The sequence below is a fragment of the Azospirillum sp. FG154 genome, assembly GCF_057809575.1.
In genome coordinates this window covers 165,298-182,322 of the sequence record NZ_JBMDKF010000001.1, presented here as the reverse complement: position 1 = coordinate 182,322, position 17,025 = coordinate 165,298, and the positions used below count along the sequence as shown (strand labels likewise).

At 67.2% G+C, this 17,025-nt stretch carries 15 protein-coding genes; 12 read left to right on the top strand and 3 right to left on the bottom strand.

Annotated elements, in window-relative coordinates; translation table 11 throughout:
- The first annotated feature begins 16 nt into the window (after window positions 1-16).
- The 7 genes from lptC to ACODS4_RS00845 all read left to right on the top strand — a co-directional run bounded on the left by lptC (window position 17) and on the right by ACODS4_RS00845 (window position 5,901).
- A complete protein-coding gene (gene lptC, locus ACODS4_RS00875) occupies window positions 17-709 on the top strand; it encodes an LPS export ABC transporter periplasmic protein LptC (protein WP_488859797.1) in 693 nt (230 codons plus the stop codon).
- The gene (locus ACODS4_RS00870; protein ID WP_488860306.1) at window positions 709-1,629 is read left to right on the top strand and encodes an LptA/OstA family protein; all 921 of its coding nucleotides are present in this window, start codon (window positions 709-711) and stop codon (window positions 1,627-1,629) included. Before lptC ends, ACODS4_RS00870 begins: the two co-directional genes overlap by 1 nt.
- The gene (gene lptB, locus ACODS4_RS00865) at window positions 1,626-2,390 is read left to right on the top strand and encodes an LPS export ABC transporter ATP-binding protein (protein ID WP_119828838.1); all 765 of its coding nucleotides are present in this window, start codon (window positions 1,626-1,628) and stop codon (window positions 2,388-2,390) included. The genes ACODS4_RS00870 and lptB overlap by 4 nt, the downstream gene beginning before the upstream one ends.
- A gap of 17 nt (window positions 2,391-2,407) precedes the next feature.
- Complete coding sequence (gene rpoN, locus ACODS4_RS00860) at window positions 2,408-4,042, top strand: RNA polymerase factor sigma-54 (RefSeq protein WP_488859796.1); 1,635 nt, start codon at window positions 2,408-2,410, stop codon at window positions 4,040-4,042.
- Between the two features lie 126 nt (window positions 4,043-4,168).
- Window positions 4,169-4,756, top strand: coding sequence for a ribosome hibernation-promoting factor, HPF/YfiA family (gene hpf / locus ACODS4_RS00855; protein WP_488859795.1), 588 nt, complete (start codon window positions 4,169-4,171; stop codon window positions 4,754-4,756).
- A 31-nt stretch (window positions 4,757-4,787) separates the two neighbouring features.
- A complete protein-coding gene (gene ptsN / locus ACODS4_RS00850; RefSeq protein WP_119828840.1) occupies window positions 4,788-5,246 on the top strand; it encodes a PTS IIA-like nitrogen regulatory protein PtsN in 459 nt (152 codons plus the stop codon).
- A gap of 109 nt (window positions 5,247-5,355) precedes the next feature.
- Window positions 5,356-5,901, top strand: a complete 546-nt coding sequence (locus ACODS4_RS00845; RefSeq protein ID WP_488859794.1) for a Uma2 family endonuclease — start codon at window positions 5,356-5,358, stop codon at window positions 5,899-5,901.
- A gap of 13 nt (window positions 5,902-5,914) precedes the next feature.
- Here the strand turns inward: ACODS4_RS00845 and ACODS4_RS00840 are convergent, their stop codons facing one another.
- A complete protein-coding gene (locus tag ACODS4_RS00840; protein ID WP_488859793.1) occupies window positions 5,915-6,769 on the bottom strand; it encodes a dienelactone hydrolase family protein in 855 nt (284 codons plus the stop codon).
- A 134-nt stretch (window positions 6,770-6,903) separates the two neighbouring features.
- On the opposite strand from ACODS4_RS00840, the gene ACODS4_RS00835 reads away from it, so the two are divergent.
- A complete protein-coding gene (locus tag ACODS4_RS00835; RefSeq protein ID WP_488859792.1) occupies window positions 6,904-7,815 on the top strand; it encodes a LysR substrate-binding domain-containing protein in 912 nt (303 codons plus the stop codon).
- Between the two features lie 18 nt (window positions 7,816-7,833).
- On the opposite strand, the gene ACODS4_RS00830 is transcribed toward ACODS4_RS00835, so the two are convergent.
- Both ACODS4_RS00830 and ubiG read right to left on the bottom strand, forming a co-directional pair.
- On the bottom strand, window positions 7,834-9,522 hold the full coding sequence (locus tag ACODS4_RS00830) for a hypothetical protein (protein ID WP_488859791.1): 1,689 nt from the start codon (window positions 9,520-9,522) through the stop codon (window positions 7,834-7,836).
- 480 nt (window positions 9,523-10,002) lie between these two features.
- Entirely contained in the window at window positions 10,003-10,821 is an 819-nt protein-coding gene (ubiG, locus tag ACODS4_RS00825) for a bifunctional 2-polyprenyl-6-hydroxyphenol methylase/3-demethylubiquinol 3-O-methyltransferase UbiG (protein WP_488859790.1), read from the bottom strand.
- Window positions 10,822-11,000: 179 nt separating this feature from the next.
- On the opposite strand from ubiG, the gene ACODS4_RS00820 reads away from it, so the two are divergent.
- The 4 genes from ACODS4_RS00820 to ACODS4_RS00805 all read left to right on the top strand — a co-directional run bounded on the left by ACODS4_RS00820 (window position 11,001) and on the right by ACODS4_RS00805 (window position 17,013).
- Complete coding sequence (locus ACODS4_RS00820) at window positions 11,001-12,236, top strand: aspartate kinase (protein WP_488859789.1); 1,236 nt, start codon at window positions 11,001-11,003, stop codon at window positions 12,234-12,236.
- 37 nt (window positions 12,237-12,273) lie between these two features.
- The gene (locus ACODS4_RS00815; RefSeq protein ID WP_488859788.1) at window positions 12,274-13,377 is read left to right on the top strand and encodes an NAD(P)H-dependent flavin oxidoreductase; all 1,104 of its coding nucleotides are present in this window, start codon (window positions 12,274-12,276) and stop codon (window positions 13,375-13,377) included.
- Window positions 13,378-13,418: 41 nt separating this feature from the next.
- Complete coding sequence (ptsP, locus tag ACODS4_RS00810; protein ID WP_488859787.1) at window positions 13,419-15,686, top strand: phosphoenolpyruvate--protein phosphotransferase; 2,268 nt, start codon at window positions 13,419-13,421, stop codon at window positions 15,684-15,686.
- 124 nt (window positions 15,687-15,810) lie between these two features.
- Window positions 15,811-17,013, top strand: coding sequence for a helix-turn-helix domain-containing protein (locus ACODS4_RS00805; RefSeq protein WP_488859786.1), 1,203 nt, complete (start codon window positions 15,811-15,813; stop codon window positions 17,011-17,013).
- Window positions 17,014-17,025 lie beyond the last annotated feature (12 nt).

Here is a 17,025-nt window from a genome sequence, read left to right as displayed (position 1 = left end):
ACTGGAAGGCCCCCGCATGACCACCGACGCCCCACAGACCGGCGACCGCCACGCCGCCGAACGCGTCGGCCCGGTCCTGGCCGCCGCCAAGCGCGTTCATCGCCGCCGCGACACCCGCCCGGTCAGCCGTCTGTACAGCCGTTTCGTCACCGGAATGAAGTTTTTCCTGCCGGTCGCGGCCCTGTCTCTGGTCGCGGTTCTGGCGGCATGGCCGTCCTTGAACAACGTGCCGACCCCGCGCATCGCCGCCGACAAGGGGCAGACGGAAATGCTCAAGCCGCGCTATTTCAGCGTGGACGAGCACAACCAACCCTTTTCCCTGGTCGCCAAACAGGCCGACAAATCCGCCGATCAACCCGACATCGTGCTGCTCGACCTGCCGGAAGCCGAATTGACGGAGACCGGCGGCGCTTGGGTGACGATCCGTTCGGACAAGGGGTGGTACAATCAGGTGACGGGCATCTTGCTGATGCGCGGCCATGTCCGCTTCATGCGCGACGACGGCAGCGAGTTCACGACGGAAGAGGCGGAAACCGACATTCGCAAGGGCGACGCTTGGGGCAACGTCCACGTCGTCGGGCAGGGGCCGCAGGGCGAGATCAACGCCAAGGGCTTTCGCATGACCGACCATGGCAAAACCGTGGTCTTCCTCAATCAGTCCAAGGCCGAGGTACAGGCGGCAGAGCGTCCGGGAGGAACGAAGCGGTGATGCAGGGATGGGGCAAACCGGGGGCGGGCGCCGCCGGATGGGGCAAACCGGATCGTTTCGCGCGCGCTCTTCGCGTCGCCGGGCTGGTCTTGGGTCTTGGGGCTGGGCTGGTCGGCGCCGCCGGGTCCGCTCTGGCCCAGGGGCTTCCGGGCATGGCGGCGGGCAAGACGCCGGTCGAGGTCAACGCCGATCAGGCCATCGAATGGCATCAGGACGTCCGCGCCTATGTGGCGCGCGGCAACGCCTCGGCCAAGCGCGGCGAATCGACGGTGTTCGCCGACGTGCTGACCGCCTATTACCGCGAGGTTCCCGGCAAGGGGAACGAGGTGTTCCAACTGGTCGCCGAGGGATCGGTGCGGGTGGTCAGCCCGACCCAACAGGTCTTTGGCGACCATGGCGTCTATGACATTGACCGGCAAATCGCCGTCGTCACCGGCAAGGCGCTGAAGCTCATCACCACCAAGGACGTCGTCACCGCCCGCGACAGCCTGGAATATTACGAGGCGCGCGAGTTGACGGTGGCGCGCGGCGACGCGGTGGCGGTGCGCGGCAATGACCGCATGCGCGCCGACGTGTTGATCGGCCAGCTCAAGAAGATGCCCGACGGCTCGACCCAGATGGAGCGCATCGACGGGTCGGGCAACGTCGTGGTGACGACCACCACCGACGTCGCGGTGTCGGACAAGCTGGTCTATTCGATCGCCGACAACGTCGCGGTGCTGATCGGCAACGTGAAGATCACGCGCGGCGAAAACCAGATCAACGGCGAATCCGCCGAAATGAACATGACCACCAAGGTCAACCGCGTCATCGCCGGCCCCAGCGCCGGGCGGGTCAACGGCCTGCTGGTTTCCGGGCAGAAGCCGGACGCCGATGGCGGCAAGACTCCCCCGAAGCCCGCAGACGGTAAAAAACCGTGACCCAACCGACCCGCAACGCCCCCAGCGCGCCTGCGCCGGGGGAGGGATTGATCGCCCACCATCTCGGCAAATCCTTTAAGAAGCGGCCCGTCGTCCGCGACGTGTCAATCAGCGTCCAGCGTGGCGAGGCGGTGGGGTTGCTTGGCCCCAACGGGGCGGGCAAGACGACCTGCTTCTACATGATAACCGGCCTGATCGCCGCCGATTCCGGCTCCATCACGCTGGATGGGCAGGACATCACGGCGCTGCCGATGTACCGCCGCGCCCGTCTGGGCATCGGCTATCTGCCGCAAGAGGCCTCGATCTTCCGGGGCATGACGGTGGAGAACAACATCCGCTCGGTGCTGGAGGTGGTGGAGAGCGACCGCGACGCCCGCGAGGCGATGCTGGACGAGCTGCTGGCCGAATTCTCCGTCACCCATCTGCGCCGCGCCCCGGCGCTGGCCCTGTCGGGCGGCGAGCGTCGGCGCGTGGAGATCGCCCGCGCGCTGGCCGGTCAGCCGCATTTCATCCTGCTGGACGAGCCGCTGGCGGGCATCGACCCCATCGCCGTCAACGACATCCGCGAGCTGGTCGGGCATCTGCGCGACCGGGGCATCGGCGTGCTCATCACCGATCACAATGTGCGTGAGACATTGGATCTTGTGGATCGGGCATACATCTTGCACGATGGTGTGGTACTAATGGAAGGCGGGCCGGCGGAGATTGTGGCGCACGAGGATGTGCGCCGGGTCTACCTCGGCGACCGATTCAGCCTCTAGCCTTCGGTTTCTCCCCCATGGCGCTCGCGCAACGGCTCGATCTTCGACAAGCTCAAACCCTGGTGATGACGCCGCAGTTGCAGCAGGCGATCAAGCTGCTGCAACTGTCGAACATCGAGCTGTCGGATTTCGTGGACCGTGAGATCGAGCAGAACCCCCTGCTGGAACGGGAAACCGGCCCGACCGACGGCGGCAGCGACCCCGTGTCGAACGGCGAGGTTCCGGGCGGTCTGGACGGACCGGGCGGCGGGTCAGGCGATGGCTCGGGGGATGGTCTGGAGTTCGGCGGCACGCTGGCCGAAAGCCTGAACGGACGCGACGACGGGCCGGGCCTGCCGCCGTCCGATGGGCGGACCCGCGACACGGTGGAGATGACCTCGTCGGACACGATGGGGCTGCCGTCGGAGTCGCCGCTCGACACCGATTTCGAGAATGTCTATGCCGACGACCGCTTTTCCGACGGCTCGGACGGCGGCAACGAGGTTTATGGCTCCTACAACGATCGCGGCGGGCGCAGCGGCTTCGAGGACGACGACTCGAATCTGGAAGCGACTCTGACCGGCGAAAAGAGCCTGCGCGAGCATCTGACCGAACAGCTCAAGATTGATTTGCCCGATCATGGCGACCAGCTCATCGGGCTGGCGCTGATCGACATGCTGGACGGGGCGGGCTGGCTGGTCGGCTTCGACGCCGGGATCCTGGCCGAACAGCTTGGCTGCGCGGTGGAGCGAGTGGAACGGGTGCTGGCGGCCTGTCAGCGCTTTGACCCGGCGGGCATCTTCGCCCGCTCGCTGAAAGAATGTCTGGCGATCCAACTGCGCGAAAAGAACCGGCTGGATCCGGCGATGGAGGCGCTGCTCGACAATCTGGATCTGCTGGCCGCGCGCAACCTCGCCGCCATCATGAAGGTCTGCGGGGTGGACGCCGAGGATGTCGCCGACATGGTGTCGGACATCCGCAAGCTGAACCCGAAACCGGCGATGCTGTTCGACCACACGCCAGCCCAGTTGGTGACGCCCGACATCCTGATGCGGGCCAACCCCGGCGGCGGCTGGCTGATCGACCTGAACCCCGACACGCTGCCGCGCGTGCTGGTCAACCACCGCTATTTCGCCAAGATCTCCGACGTCGCCAAGAACAAGGCCGACAAGGAGTATCTGACCGAGAAATTCCAATCGGCCAACTGGCTGGTCAAATCGCTGCACCAGCGCGCCACCACCATCCTGAAGGTGGCCAGCGAGATCATCCGCCAGCAGGACGCCTTTTTCATCCACGGCGTTTCGCACCTGAAGCCGTTGATCCTGCGCGACATCGCCGAGGCCATCGGCATGCACGAAAGCACGGTCAGCCGGGTGACGACCAACAAGTTCATGGCGACCCAGCGCGGCGTGTTCGAGCTGAAGTATTTCTTCACCTCCTCCATCCAGGGCGCCGATGGACAGGCGGCTCATTCCGCAGAAGCGGTTCGGCACCGCATCAAAACCATGATCGACGCCGAAAAGGCCGAAGACGTTCTGTCGGACGATAAACTTGTCGAGATTCTCCGCGCGGAGGGGATCGACATTGCGCGAAGGACCGTCGCGAAGTATCGTGAAGCTATGAAAATACCGTCATCGGTGCAGAGACGCCGTGCCAAGATGTCACGCATGTAGCCAGACCTTGGATTTGTGGGGTTTGTTGACAGCCCCAACATCCATCACTATGGTCCCGCCCCGCACGTGGCGGCCCGCCGTCTTTACACCGTCCCCAGCGGACCAATTTTTTGGAAACGTTCCAACATGCAACTGACCGTCAAAGGCAAGCAGCTTGACGTGGGCGACGCCCTGCGCACCCATGTGGCCGACAGCCTGAACGCCGTGGTCGGCAAGTACTTCACCAAGCCGATCGAAGCGAACGTCGTCCTGACCAAGGACGCGCATCTGTACAAGGCCGACATCCAGGTCCATGTGGGCCGTGGCATCGTCCTGCAAAGCGCGTCCGACGCGACGGAGCCGTATCCGGCGTTCGACACCGCGTGCGACAAGCTGGCCAAGCGCCTGCGCCGCTACAAGAGCCGCCTGCGCGACCACCACAGCGAAAACGGCGCCGCCGAGGTCATCCCCGCCCGCTACCAGATCCTGGAAGCCGAGGCCGAGGATCACCAGGACGAGGCTCCGGCCGACGCGGCCCCGCAGCCGATGGTCGTCGCCGAGATGGAAACCACCATCGCCACCCTGTCGGTCAGCGAGGCGGTGATGCGCCTTGAACTGGCCCAGGCCCCGGCGCTGATGTTCCACAACGGCGCGCATGGCCGCTTGAACATGGTCTACCGTCGCGCCGACGGCAACATCGGCTGGGTCGACCCGGCGGAGAAGGCCGGCGCCTGACCCCAGGCGCTGACCCCCGGCTCGAAGCGTCATGCTCGATCTCATCACGGCGCACGCCATTCTCCCGCACCTCAAGGCCGGCAACAAAAAGCAGGCCTTGCAGGAGCTGGCGCGCAAAGCGTCCGAGCTGACCGGACAGCCCGAACGGCTGATTTTCGACGTCCTTTTGGATCGCGAGCGGCTGGGCACGACCGGCGTGGGGCATGGCATCGCCATTCCCCACGGCAAACTGTCCAGCCTCGACCGCGTTCACGGCGTCTTCGCCCGTTTGGAACGGCCCATCGATTTTGACGCCATCGATGAGCAGCCGGTCGATTTGATTTTCCTTCTTCTCGCCCCCGACCAGTCGGGCGCGGACCATCTGAAGGCGCTGGCCCGCGTGTCGCGCCTGCTGCGCGATCAAGCCGTGTGCGAAAAGCTGCGCGGCGCGCAATCGGGCGACGCGATTTTCGCCCTGCTGACTCAGAACGAGGCCAGCCCCGCCGCCTAGCGGGCGCTCTCCCCACCGGAATTCCGTCAAAGGGCCGCCGCATCCGTCGCGCGGCCTTTTTCTTTGCGCGCGGTGGCGTGGGGCGCCGGCGTGGGTTACACTGCGGTTCATGACGAACGCGCTCCGCAAGTTTTGGATATCTCCAGACGAGTATCTGGCCGCCGAACAGCGGGCGGAGATTCGTCACGAGTATGTCGATGGCGAGGTCTTCGCCATGGTCGGGGCCAGCCGACGGCATGCGCAGATCGTCGCGCGGTTCGGCCACGCCATCCGGCAAGCCGCGCTCCGTCGGGGTTGCGACGCTTATCTCAACGACGTGAAGGTCCGTGTCGAGGCGGCGAACGCCTATTATTACCCGGACGTCGTCGCCACCTGCCATCCGGGCGACGACGATCCTTACGTGGTCCACGCCCCGGTCCTGATCGTCGAGGTGCTGTCCGACAGCACGGAAGCGGTCGACCGCCGGGAAAAGCGCGCCAACTATCAGAAAATCCCCAGCCTGCGGGAAATCGTTCTGGTGGCGCAGGACGACCGCCGGGTCGAGATTTACCGCCGCGACGGTCTCCATTGGGCGGCCGACATCGTGACGGAGGGCGACGTCGTCCTGACGGCGCTGGACCTTTCCCTGCCGTTGGCCGCGCTCTACGAGGATTGAGCGCGCCGCAAGCCTAACGCCCCAGCACCCGCGTGATGAAGGCGGCGGCGGCGTCGCGGGACTGCGGGCTGTTCAGGATCGTGTGCTTGTCGGACGACAGGGCGATGATCGTCGCGTCCTTGTGCGCCTTCAGCGCCTCGCCGCACGTGCCCTTGACGGCGTAGGGGGCGTTCCACGGGTTTTCCGGCGAGAAATACGGGTCGCGCGTGGCGATCACGCTCAACACCGGGCTGTCGGTTGGCACGGCCGTTTTCGGGGCCTCGACGAAATAATTGGCTTCGCAGCTCCAGGAATAAATCAGGCGGGCCAGCGGCTGCGGATCGCTCAGCCGGGCGACCGGAACCGCGCCTTCGCTGGTTCCGGCGATCAGGATCCGCGCCGGATCGACCCAGGGCAGCGCCTTGGCCTGGGCCAGCGCGTGTTCCAACTCGGCCAGACGCAGGCTGTGCACCCGCTCATACACCGCGACGTCGATGGGGGAGCTGTAGGTCAGGCGGTTGGGGATGGCCAGGCTGTCGGGGGCGATGGAGGGCAAGCCCAGCCGCTCCGCCAGCCAGCGTTGATGCTCGCCGACGAAGGGGGCCAAGCCGCTGGACCCGTGCATCAGGATGACCAGGGGCGACCGCGCCGCCGCCGCCGCGCCGATGGCGGACGGGGCGTCGCGCAGCGGCCCTTGCCACAGCGCCCCGCCGGTCAGCGCGGGCGGCAGAACCAGACTGGCGCCGGTCCAGGTGCTGGCGAGATTGTCGGGGCTGGGCGACAATTCGGATCCCTGGATTTTGCCTTGGGGCTGCTGCGCCCCCGCCGGAACCCCGCCCGCCAGCCACAGGGCCAGCCCAACCAACCCGACAACCGCGAGTCTCCGCATGATGACGCTCCTTCCGATGACGCTTCGCCGCCGCTCAGCATCCCTGGCTGGAACCGCATCGACAACGCCAAAATCAATGCGTTATTGTTGTTGAACCAGCCGCCAACCGCCGCAAACCAGCCGGGAGCGCGCCGATGCGCCACCGCCGCCCGACCCTGGTCGAACTGGAAGCCCTGCGGGCGACCATCGCCAACGGCACCACCGCCGGGGCGGCCCTGCGGCTGGGCTGTTCGCAATCCTCGGTCAGCCGGGCGCTGGCGTTGTTGGAAGCGCGGCTGGGCGTGCCGCTGTTCGAGCGGGCCGGACGCCTGATCCGCCCAACCGCCGAGGCGCTGGCCATCAACGACGAGTTGGACGACGTGTTCCACGCGCTGGACCGCGTCGCCTCGGGCCTTGCGGCGGGTCCGGCGGCGGGGCGCTTGACGGTGGCGGCGCCGCCCGCCTTCGCCCTGGCTCTGCTCAGCCGCGCCGCCGCCCGCTTCCGCGCCGTCCACCCCCACGTCGTCCTTCAGGTCGAGGTGGTCGGCTCCGACGCCGTCGTCGCGCTGGTGGCGGAGGGGCGGGCCGATCTGGGCGTGACCGACAGCGCGCCGCTGCATTCCGGCGTCCGGCTGGAGCCGTTCCGCCTGTCCGCCCTGGCCTGCGTTCTGCCGTCCGGCCACCCGCTGGCGGAATCGCCGGTGCTGCGGCCCGCCGATCTGGCGGAGGTTCCCGCCATCGCGCTCACGCGCCGCCATTCCATGCGCGCGCGGATCGACCGGCTGTTCGCCGAGGCGGGCGTCGAACGCCCGCTGGCGGCGGAAACCTCCACGGCGATTTCCGCCCTGGAACTGGTCCGCGCCGGGCTGGGCGTGGCGGTGATGAACCCCTTCCCGCTGGCCGACGACGCCGACCCAACCCTGCGCTGGCGCCCGTTTGAACCGACCCTGGAATACCGAAGCTGCTGCGTCCTGCCCGCCGCCGCTCCCCCCACTCCAAACGCCCGCCGCTTCCAAAAACTGCTGACCGGCCTGCCCCGCGCCGACCGCTGGTCCCGCCCGGCGTGAGGGGGGGGGCCGGTGCGATCACGCGGGCCGGGTGGGGCCTTTTTCGGATGTGGGGCGCGCGGTGCGGGGTGGGGTGGGCGGCGGTGGCGGCGCGCTGGGGGGAGGGACATCGGCGGCGCCAGTTTGGAGCATGTCCAAGAGGTTGGCGACCCGTTCAAGTTCTGGGAAGGCGCGGACGATTTCACGGATGGGGCCGACATTCATCACGTACAGCGCAGCAACGCCTGTAACGCTTACTGTGCCAATGATGATTGCCTTTGCCGCAAGTTTTTCAGCTTCAGATCGCAGATTGCCACGCACCCCTCGGGAAAAGCAAATCAACTCGTTGGCGATGGCTGATGATGCCCCTTTGCCGCCGCGCAGCAGAGCGTTCAGGAAGTTCCGAACGGTTACGGCGTACGTCGCGGTTCGCCGTTTTTTCAGCGCCTCGTCGGCGGGTTCGGCGCTTTCCTCGGACAGGGTGTCGAACGCGGTTTGCACGTTCGGCCCGATGATCTCCGCGTCCTTGATCCCATCGCGCAGCGCGTTGAGGTTGCTCAGCAGCGCAGCGGCGCTGTCGGTGGTCAGGCCACGCGCCAACAACTCCACGTCCCGCAGCCACAGTTCGGGCAAGCATTGGCACAAGCGGCGGGCGGTTTCGGCGAGGTCGTCCAAATCCGACAGGATGCGGGAGGACAATTCCGCCGCATCTTGCGGATTGTCGAGCCTCTTGAGAAGGCGTTCGACGGTGATGGTGCGCGAATCCACCACCGCCGGGCGCAAGTCGGCGGCGCGTTCGGTCAAAGCCTGCCGCAGCTTGCTGACCTTGCGGGCGATGTCGGGATCGACGTTGCTGCGGGCGAGATGGTCGAGCAGGCTGTCCGCCTTCTCGCGCGTCTCGTCCAAATAATCCTGCGCCAGCCCACCGTCTTCCGGCAGAGCGTCCGGCGGCAAAACCTCCATGCGCCCATCGCGCCAGTCGAACTGATAGGGGGCGGGCTGCTGGCCGGGGAGGGCGTCCAGCGCTTCGGTCAGTTGGGCGCGGGGATCGGGAGGGAAGGGCGGCGGCATGGCTGGGCGAAGTTCTTCCTCCCCCATCCAACGCGCGATGTCAGTGTTGATCTCCAGGGCGGGACGTTTCCACCACTCGTTTGGTTGGGTGGCGATGCGCTTTGTCAGGTCGTCGCTGAACAGATCGCGGGGCGCAGTTTGCGGGTCAAAGGGCGCAACCGCTTCATACCATCGGATCCAAGGTTGATATTGGTTGTCTGCGGCAAAGGGGCTGGTTTTGAAGGTCTGCCAATCCGCTTGAAGCGATTGCGGGGCATTTTCATGCCAGAGCGGTTGTTCCGCCAATCCTGCGGCGTGGCGGGAGTTGTCGGCTTTGCCTTGTGCTTCAAGCCACGCAGCATCATGGGCAATTTGCTTCAAGATGCTGGCGTCGGCGGTGCAGGCGGCGTCGGCGGCGATGCCGGCGGCGTAGGCGGCGGTGGAGGCGTCATCGGCGCGGGCGGCGGCGGCGTAGGCGGCGTAGGCGATGGCGGCGTAGGCGGTGGCGGCGTCGTCGGCGGCGGCGTCGCCGACGGTGCGGGCGGCGGCGCGGGCGGCGGCGATTACATCACGGGACGGGAATTTATGTACAGTCCATGACAGACAACATGCCCGAAAAACAGAGGAGATGAGAATGGCTCTCTGATCGTTCCAGCGCGGCTTTTCTTCCAATTTCATTCCGCTGCCAATTATCGGCAGCATACGCAGCGCAATGCGGATGGCAATAATGTGCGACCATGCGGCGGGTTTGTCTTTCAGCCAATCATTAAACTTTTTAAGATTTTCCAGCGTTATTTCTTTGGCCATGCACCATCCGCCACAATCGCCGTCACAGGCTTTGCGATTGTGGCGCGCGTCAACCCTTGGCGGCGCGCGCGTCACGGCGCAAAGTGATAGTCAGAAAATAGCAAATCAATGAGTAATGATCCACTCTGAATGAGTTTCTTCTCGTCTCTGTGCACGGCGGTGGTCGCGCGCGACAACCACTCGTCATCTCCGATGTAAGGCGCGCGCTCTGCGGCCCCCTCCCTAACCCTCCCCCGCGCGGGCGCGGGAGAGGGAACTCCGCAGCGGGCCGACAAGGGTTCAGGCTCCCTCTCCAGCGTCAGCGGGGGAGGGTTGGGGAGGGGGCAAGCCCCGTCCGATCAAACGTCCCCCTCACACCCGCTCCGCCCACCCCATGTAATTCACGCCCAAATCCCGCGCGTTCAGTTTGAACTCGTCGGTCAGCGGGTTGTAGGTCACGCCGGTCAGGTGGCGCATCTCCAGGCCATGGGCGCGGACGGCGGCGGAGAGTTCGGAGGGGCGGAGGAATTGCCGCCAATTGTGGGTGCCGCGCGGCAGCCAGCGCAAGACATACTCCGCCCCGACGATGGCCATGGCGAAGCTTTTCGGCGTGCGGTTCAGGGTGGCCAGGAACAGAACGCCGCCCGGCGCCAGCAGGTCGGCGCAGGATTGGACGAACAGGTTGACGTCGGCGACATGCTCGATCACCTCCATCGCCAGCACCACGTCGAACCGCTCGCCCGACGCCGCCAGCGCCTCCGCCGTGGTGGCGCGGTAATCGACCGTCGCGCCGCTTTCGGCGGCGTGGGTTGCGGCGGTCTTGATGTTCTTCTCCGACGCGTCCACCCCGACCACCTCCGCCCCCATGCGGGCGAAGGGTTCGGACAGCAGGCCGCCGCCGCAACCGATGTCCACCACCCGCAACCCCTTCAGCGGGCTGGGGGCCAGCGGGTCGCGGCCCAGACGTTGGCACACGGCGTCGCGGATGTAGGTCAGGCGCAGCGGGTTCAGCCGGTGCAGCGGGCGGAATTTGCCGGTCGGATCCCACCATTCGGCGGCGATGGCGGAAAAGCGGGCGACGTCCGCCGGATCAACCGTGCTGGCGCCCACCTTGTGCGCGCCGGGCGCGCTGGCGCCCGGAACGGCGGCGGGGGCGGGCGTCGTGGGCGTGGTTCCGGCGGTCGCGGTCATTGGTTGAGAATTCCATAACAGAGGGACGGTTGGCATGCGGGGCAACCTTGCCTCGCTGTGAGCGAGAGAGTATGGATACGCCGCCCCGCGCCGGCAACGGTAGAGCGGGGGTGCCGCACGCCGCCTTTTTCCACGCGACATGACAGCGCGATGGGGGCGGCCAGAGATTGGTGTGAGGTATGGCGCGGATCGTCCTGAAATTCGGAGGCACGTCGGTCGGCGACATCGACCGCATCAAAAACGTGGCTCGCAAGGTGGAGCAGGAAGTCAAGGCGGGCCATCAGGTGGCCGTCGTCGTGTCGGCGATGTCCGGCGTGACCAACCAGCTCGTCAAATACTGCAACGACATCGACAAGCTGCACGACGCCCGCGAATATGACGCGGTCGTCGCCTCGGGCGAGCAAGTGACCTCCGGTCTGCTGGCCATCGCCTTGCAGTCCATCGGCATTCCGGCGCGCTCCTGGGCGGGTTGGCAGATTCCGATCTACGCCGACGACACGCACAGCAAGGCGCGCATCGTCTCCATCGACACCACCCAGATGGAAAAATCCATGCAGACCGGCGAAGTCGCCGTGGTCGCCGGATTCCAGGGCGTGACGAAGGACGGACGCATCGCCACCCTGGGCCGTGGCGGCTCCGACACCTCGGCGGTGGCGTTGGCGGCGGCGGTCAAGGCCGACCGTTGCGACATCTACACCGACGTGGACGGCGTCTACACCACCGATCCGCGCATCGTGACCAAGGCCAAGAAGCTCGACAAGATCACCTATGAGGAGATGTTGGAGCTGGCCTCGCAGGGCGCGAAGGTGCTTCAGACGCGCTCGGTCGAGATGGCGATGAACCACCGCGTGCGCGTGCAGGTGCTGTCGAGCTTCGAGGCGGCTGCGGGCAGCGCGCTTCCCGGAACCCTGGTTGTTGACGAGGACGAGATCGTGGAAAAGGAAGTTGTGAGCGGCATCGCCTACAGCCGCGACGAGGCGAAGATCACCTTGGTCGGCGTCGCCGATCAGCCCGGCGTCGCCGCCAGCATCTTCGGCCCGCTGACCGACGCCGCCGTCAACGTCGACATGATCGTTCAGAACGTGTCGGAAGACGGCAAGTCCACCGACATGACCTTCACCGTCGGCAAGGCCGACATCGCCCGCGCCGTCAAGGTGCTGGAGGATGAGCAGGCGACGCTGAAGTGCAAGCGCATCATGTCGGACGCCAACGTCGTCAAGGTGTCGGTGATCGGCGTCGGCATGCGCAGCCATGCGGGCGTCGCCCAACGCATGTTCAAGGCGCTGGCGGACAAGGGCATCAACATTCAGGTCATTTCCACCTCGGAAATCAAGATCTCGGTCCTGATCGCCGAGGAGTATGCGGAGCTGGCGCTGCGCGCCCTGCACACCGCCTATGGCCTGGACGCCGCCTGATCGCGGCGTCGGGGAAGAGAGAGGATTTGAGTCGGCCATGACCGAAACGACGGCGCGGGCGCGGCTCGATCAGCTTTGGGCGCGCGGCTGCGCCTTTCTCGGCACGCGCACCGCCGTGATGGGCGGGGCGATGAGCTGGGTGTCGGAACGCCGTCTGGTGGCGGCGATTTCCAACGCGGGCGGGTTCGGGGTGTTGGCCTGCGGGTCGATGCCGCCGGACGCGCTGGCGGCGGAGATCGCGGCCACCAAGGCGCTGACCGACAAGCCGTTCGGCGTGAACCTCATCAACATGCACCCCGCTTTGGACCGGCTGCTCGACGTCTGTCGGGAACAGGCGGTCGGCCATGTCGTCATCGCCGGGGGCTTTCCGTCCAGCGCCACGCTGGCCCGCATCAAGGATGGCGGGGCCAAGGCCATGGCCTTCGCCCCGACGCTGGCCAGCGGGCGGCGCATGGTCAAGCTTGGCGCCGACGCGCTGGTGATCGAAGGGACGGAGGCGGGCGGCCACATCGGCCCGGTCTCCACCACCGTGTTGGCGCAAGAGATTTTGCCCGACCTGCGCGAGGCCCCGGTGTTCGTCGCGGGCGGCATCGGGCGCGGCGAGGCGATCGTCGCCTATCTGGAATTGGGCGCGTCGGGGGTGCAGGTCGGCACCCGTTTCGTCTGCGCCACCGAATCCATCGCGCATCCCAATTTCAAGAAATCCTTCATCCGCGCCTCGGCCCGCGACGCCCAGGCGTCGGTGCAGCTTGACCCGCGATTCCCGGTGATTCCGGTGCGCGCGCTGGCCAACGCGGGCAGCGCGGCCTTTCTGGAATTCCAGCGCACGGTGATCGCCCGCGTCGACGGCGGCGAGTTGACGCGCGAGGAAGGCTTGCTGGAGATCGAACATTTCTGGGCGGGCGCGCTGCGCCGCGCGGTGATCGACGGCGACGTGGAGTTCGGTTCCCTGATGGCCGGGCAGAGCGTCGGCCTCGTCACCCGCGAACAGCCGGTCGCCGACATCCTGGCCGAATTGATCGCCCAGGCCGAAACGGCGCTGGCGGGGCGCCATGGGGTTGGGGCATCGTTGAGTTCTTCGGTCCCGGATCGGGCGGCGGATCGGGCGGCGGCCTCGCCCTCGGTTCTGGGAGCGGTGTGACGATGGGCAGCGGCTTCGACACGGCAGCCGGAGGGTAGAGCATGGGCGGGATATTCGACGGCGCCTCGTCGCGGCGTTTGCTGGCCTCGCTGCGCGACATCATGGCCGGGTCGGGAACCGGGCAGGAGCGGCTCGACAAGATCGTCTCGCTGATCGCGGCGGAGATGAGGGCCGACGTCTGTTCCTGCTACGTCATGCGCGCGGGCGAGGTGCTGGAGCTGTTCTCGACCGAGGGTCTGAACAAAACCGCCGTCCACAACACCCGCCTGCGGGTCGGCGAGGGCATCGTCGGCTACATCGCCAGCCACGCCCGCCCGGTGGCGCTCGACAACGCGCCCTCGCACCCCAGCTTCGCCTACCGCCCGGAAACCGGCGAGGATCCCTTCCTGTCGCTGGCGGGCGTGCCGATTCTGCGCGGCAGCAAGGTGCGCGGCGTGCTGGTGATCCAGCACAAGGACCGCCGGGGCTATGTCGAGGAGGAGGTCGAAACCCTCCAGACCATCGCCATGGTGGTGGCCGAGCTGGTCGCCCAGAGCGAGTTGGTCAGCCCGTCGGAGGTCTCGACCACCGGCGACCCGGTGCTGCTGCCCGCCCGCCTGTCCGGCACGGCGATGAGCGCCGGTCTGGCGATGGGGCTGGCGGTGATCCACCGCCCGCAACTGACCATCCGCCAGATGGTCGCCGAAGACGCCGAAGCGGAGTTGGAGCGCTTCAACGCCGCGCTCGTCACCATGCACAGCGCCATCGACGATCTGTTGGAGGCGGCGACGCTGGCGGGCTTGGGCGAGCCGCGCGACATTCTGGAAACCTACCGGATGTTCGCCGAGGATCGCGGCTGGCTGTCGCGCATCCGCGAGGCGATCCGCGTCGGCCTGACGGCGGAGGCGGCGGTGCAGCAGGTGCAGAACGACACCCGCGCCCGCATGAGCCATCTGACCGATCCTTACATCCGCGAACGGCTGCTGGATCTGGAGGATCTGACCAACCGCCTGATGCAGCATCTGGCGGGCAAGACGTCCGGCGCCGACGGGGCCACCCAGCCCGACGACATGATCCTCGTCGCCCGCTCCATGGGACCGGCGGAGCTGCTGGACTATGACCGCTCGCGCCTGCGCGGGCTGTTGCTGGAGGAAGGCACGCCGTCCAGCCATGTCTGCATCGTCGCCCGCGCGCTGAACATCCCGGTCGTCCAGGCCGCCGACGCGCTGAACCGCATCGAGCCGCTCGACCAGCTCATCATCGACGGCGACCATGGCCAGGTCTTCATCCGGCCCGCCGAAGACATCCAGATGGCCTTCTCCGAAGCGGTGGCGTTGCAGCACCGCAAGGAGCAGATGTACGCGGAAATCCGCAACCAGCCGTCGGTGACGCGCGACGGGGTGCCGATCTCCATCCAACTGAATTGCGGCCTGCTGATCGATCTGCCGCATCTGAAGGCCAGCGGGGCGGAGGGCATCGGCCTGTACCGCACCGAAATCCCCTTCATGGTGCGCTCCTCCTACCCCGACGTGCAGGCGCAGACGGAGCTTTACGCCCGCATCATCGACGAGGCGGGCGACAAGCCGGTGATCTTCCGCACGCTGGACGTCGGCGGCGACAAGATGCTGCCCTACATGAGCGGCGGCGCGGAGGAAAATCCGGCGCTGGGCTGGCGCGCCGTGCGCATCGGGCTGGACCACCCGTCCTTGCTGCGCCAGCAGTTGCGCGCGCTGCTTCTGGCCGCCGCCGGGCGTCCGCTGTCCGTCATGTTCCCGATGATCGCCGAGGTGGCTGAATTCGACGGCGCCCGCCGCCTGCTGGATCTGGAACTCAAGCGTCTGGCCGGGCAAGGGGTGGAGGCGCCGAGCCGTCTGCGCGTCGGCACGATGATCGAGGTGCCGTCCCTGCTCTGGCAATTGCCCGCCCTGCTGCCGAAGCTGGATTTCCTGTCGGTCGGCTCCAACGACTTGACGCAATATCTGTTCGCGGCGGATCGCGGCAACCCGCGCACCTCGACCCGCTATGATTCGCTGTCGCCGCCGATGCTGTGCGTGCTGCGGCGGTTGGTGGACGAATGCGCCAAGCATCGGGTGTCGCTGAGCCTGTGCGGCGAGATGGCCGGGCGGCCGCTCGACGCCATGGCGTTGATCGGCGTCGGTTTCCGCACCCTGTCGATGTCGCCGCCGTCGGTCGGGCCGGTCAAGACGATGCTGCGCTCGCTCGACGTCGCCGCGCTGCGCGACTACATGGCGGGCCTGTATCTGGGCGGGGACCATAGCCTGCGCGACAAGCTGAAGACCTTCGGCAAGGACCACGGCGTCATCTTCTGACCCGGCTTCGGGCAGGAAGGCGGGCGGCGCGTGGTCATTCCGGTTGCGCCGCAGGGGCGCCTTGTCGTACCCATTTCGCAAAGGCGTCCCATGGCGGGGCCTGAGGCGAGCAGACGGCGATTCCATGGCCAAGCGCAAGGTTTTCGACAGCTTCGATTCGACCCCGACCGGCCCCACCGTGGCGCAGACGCTGCGCGAGGCGCGGGAGGCCATGGGCCATGAACTGCGCGACGTCGCGACGATGCTGCGCATCCGCTATCCTTACCTGCAAGCCATCGAGGGCGGGCAGTATCAGGACCTGCCGGGCGCGGCCTACGCCGCCGGTTTCCTGCGTTCCTACGCCGAATATCTCGGGCTGGACCCGGTGGACATCGTCGCCCGCTACAAGGCGGAGGCGGTGGGCGCGCTGCGTGAGCAGGAGCTGTATCTGCCGACCCCGGCGACCGAGGGGCGGGTGCCCGGCGGCACGCTGCTGCTGGTCACGCTGGTGTTGGCGGGCCTCGTCTATGGCGGCTGGTATTATCTGTCGGCCACCGACCGTTCGGTGGCCGATCTGGTGCCGCGCCTGCCCGACCGTCTGGTCTCGCTGCTTGACGCGCTGCCGATGAAGAGCGGCGCGGCTCCATCGGGGACCGACGCCGCCGCGCCCGCCGCGCCGATCATCGCCGCGCTGCCGACCACCGCCGCCCCGACGCCATCCGCCATGTCGGCCCCGCTTGTGGTCAGCCCCAGCGCCAGCGCGACCACGGCGCCCCCCTCGGCAACCAACCCGGCGTCGTCGTCGTCCGTCGCGGCGCCTCCTCCCGTCGTCGCGTCCCCCGCCGCGCCTCCCGTCACGCCTTCGCCGACCACGGCGCCAGTCATTGCGCCGCCGACGCCAACCAGCAAACCGACGTCGGTTCCGGTGGCCGCCGCCGCCTCGCCGACGGACGATGAGGACACCGAAAGCTCGCCGCAGGAGCCGACCCCGCTGGCGGCGCAGACGGCTGCGGCTCAGGCCGCCGCCGCTCGCCCGGTGGATGCGGCGCCCGCCAACCCCAACGCCAAGGTCTATGGGATGCAGAATCAAAATCCCAAACTGGTGTTGAAGGCGACGCAGGAAAGCTGGCTGCAAATCCGCGACGGCAGCGACATCGTGTTCACCCGCGTTCTGAAGCCGGGCGACACGTACCGCGTTCCCGACAAGGCGGGCGTGCGCGTTCGCACCGGCAACGCCGGTGGTCTGGTCGTCGTCGCCGATGGGGTGGAAAGCGCGCCGCTGGGATCGGTCGGCATGGTGCTGCGCGATGTTTCGATTGACGCTCATGGGGTGGTGAAGAGCCGCTGAGGCTCGCGCGCC

Bases quoted from the DNA above. Each gene is read 5' to 3' on its own strand.
- lptC (WP_488859797.1), top strand. From the start codon at position 17: ATGACCACCGACGCCCCACAGACCGGCGACCGCCACGCCGCCGAACGC.
- rpoN (WP_488859796.1), top strand. From the start codon at position 2,408: ATGGCGCTCGCGCAACGGCTCGATCTTCGACAAGCTCAAACCCTGGTG.
- ACODS4_RS00830 (WP_488859791.1), bottom strand. From the start codon at position 9,522: ATGAAATTGGAAGAAAAGCCGCGCTGGAACGATCAGAGAGCCATTCTC.
- ACODS4_RS00845 (WP_488859794.1), top strand. From the start codon at position 5,356: ATGACGAACGCGCTCCGCAAGTTTTGGATATCTCCAGACGAGTATCTG.
- ACODS4_RS00835 (WP_488859792.1), top strand. From the start codon at position 6,904: ATGCGCCACCGCCGCCCGACCCTGGTCGAACTGGAAGCCCTGCGGGCG.
- ACODS4_RS00870 (WP_488860306.1), top strand. From the start codon at position 709: ATGCAGGGATGGGGCAAACCGGGGGCGGGCGCCGCCGGATGGGGCAAA.
- ACODS4_RS00815 (WP_488859788.1), top strand. From the start codon at position 12,274: ATGACCGAAACGACGGCGCGGGCGCGGCTCGATCAGCTTTGGGCGCGC.
- ACODS4_RS00805 (WP_488859786.1), top strand. From the start codon at position 15,811: ATGGCCAAGCGCAAGGTTTTCGACAGCTTCGATTCGACCCCGACCGGC.
- ubiG (WP_488859790.1), bottom strand. From the start codon at position 10,821: ATGACCGCGACCGCCGGAACCACGCCCACGACGCCCGCCCCCGCCGCC.
- ptsN (WP_119828840.1), top strand. From the start codon at position 4,788: ATGCTCGATCTCATCACGGCGCACGCCATTCTCCCGCACCTCAAGGCC.
- ptsP (WP_488859787.1), top strand. From the start codon at position 13,419: ATGGGCGGGATATTCGACGGCGCCTCGTCGCGGCGTTTGCTGGCCTCG.
- ACODS4_RS00840 (WP_488859793.1), bottom strand. From the start codon at position 6,769: ATGCGGAGACTCGCGGTTGTCGGGTTGGTTGGGCTGGCCCTGTGGCTG.
- ACODS4_RS00820 (WP_488859789.1), top strand. From the start codon at position 11,001: ATGGCGCGGATCGTCCTGAAATTCGGAGGCACGTCGGTCGGCGACATC.
- hpf (WP_488859795.1), top strand. From the start codon at position 4,169: ATGCAACTGACCGTCAAAGGCAAGCAGCTTGACGTGGGCGACGCCCTG.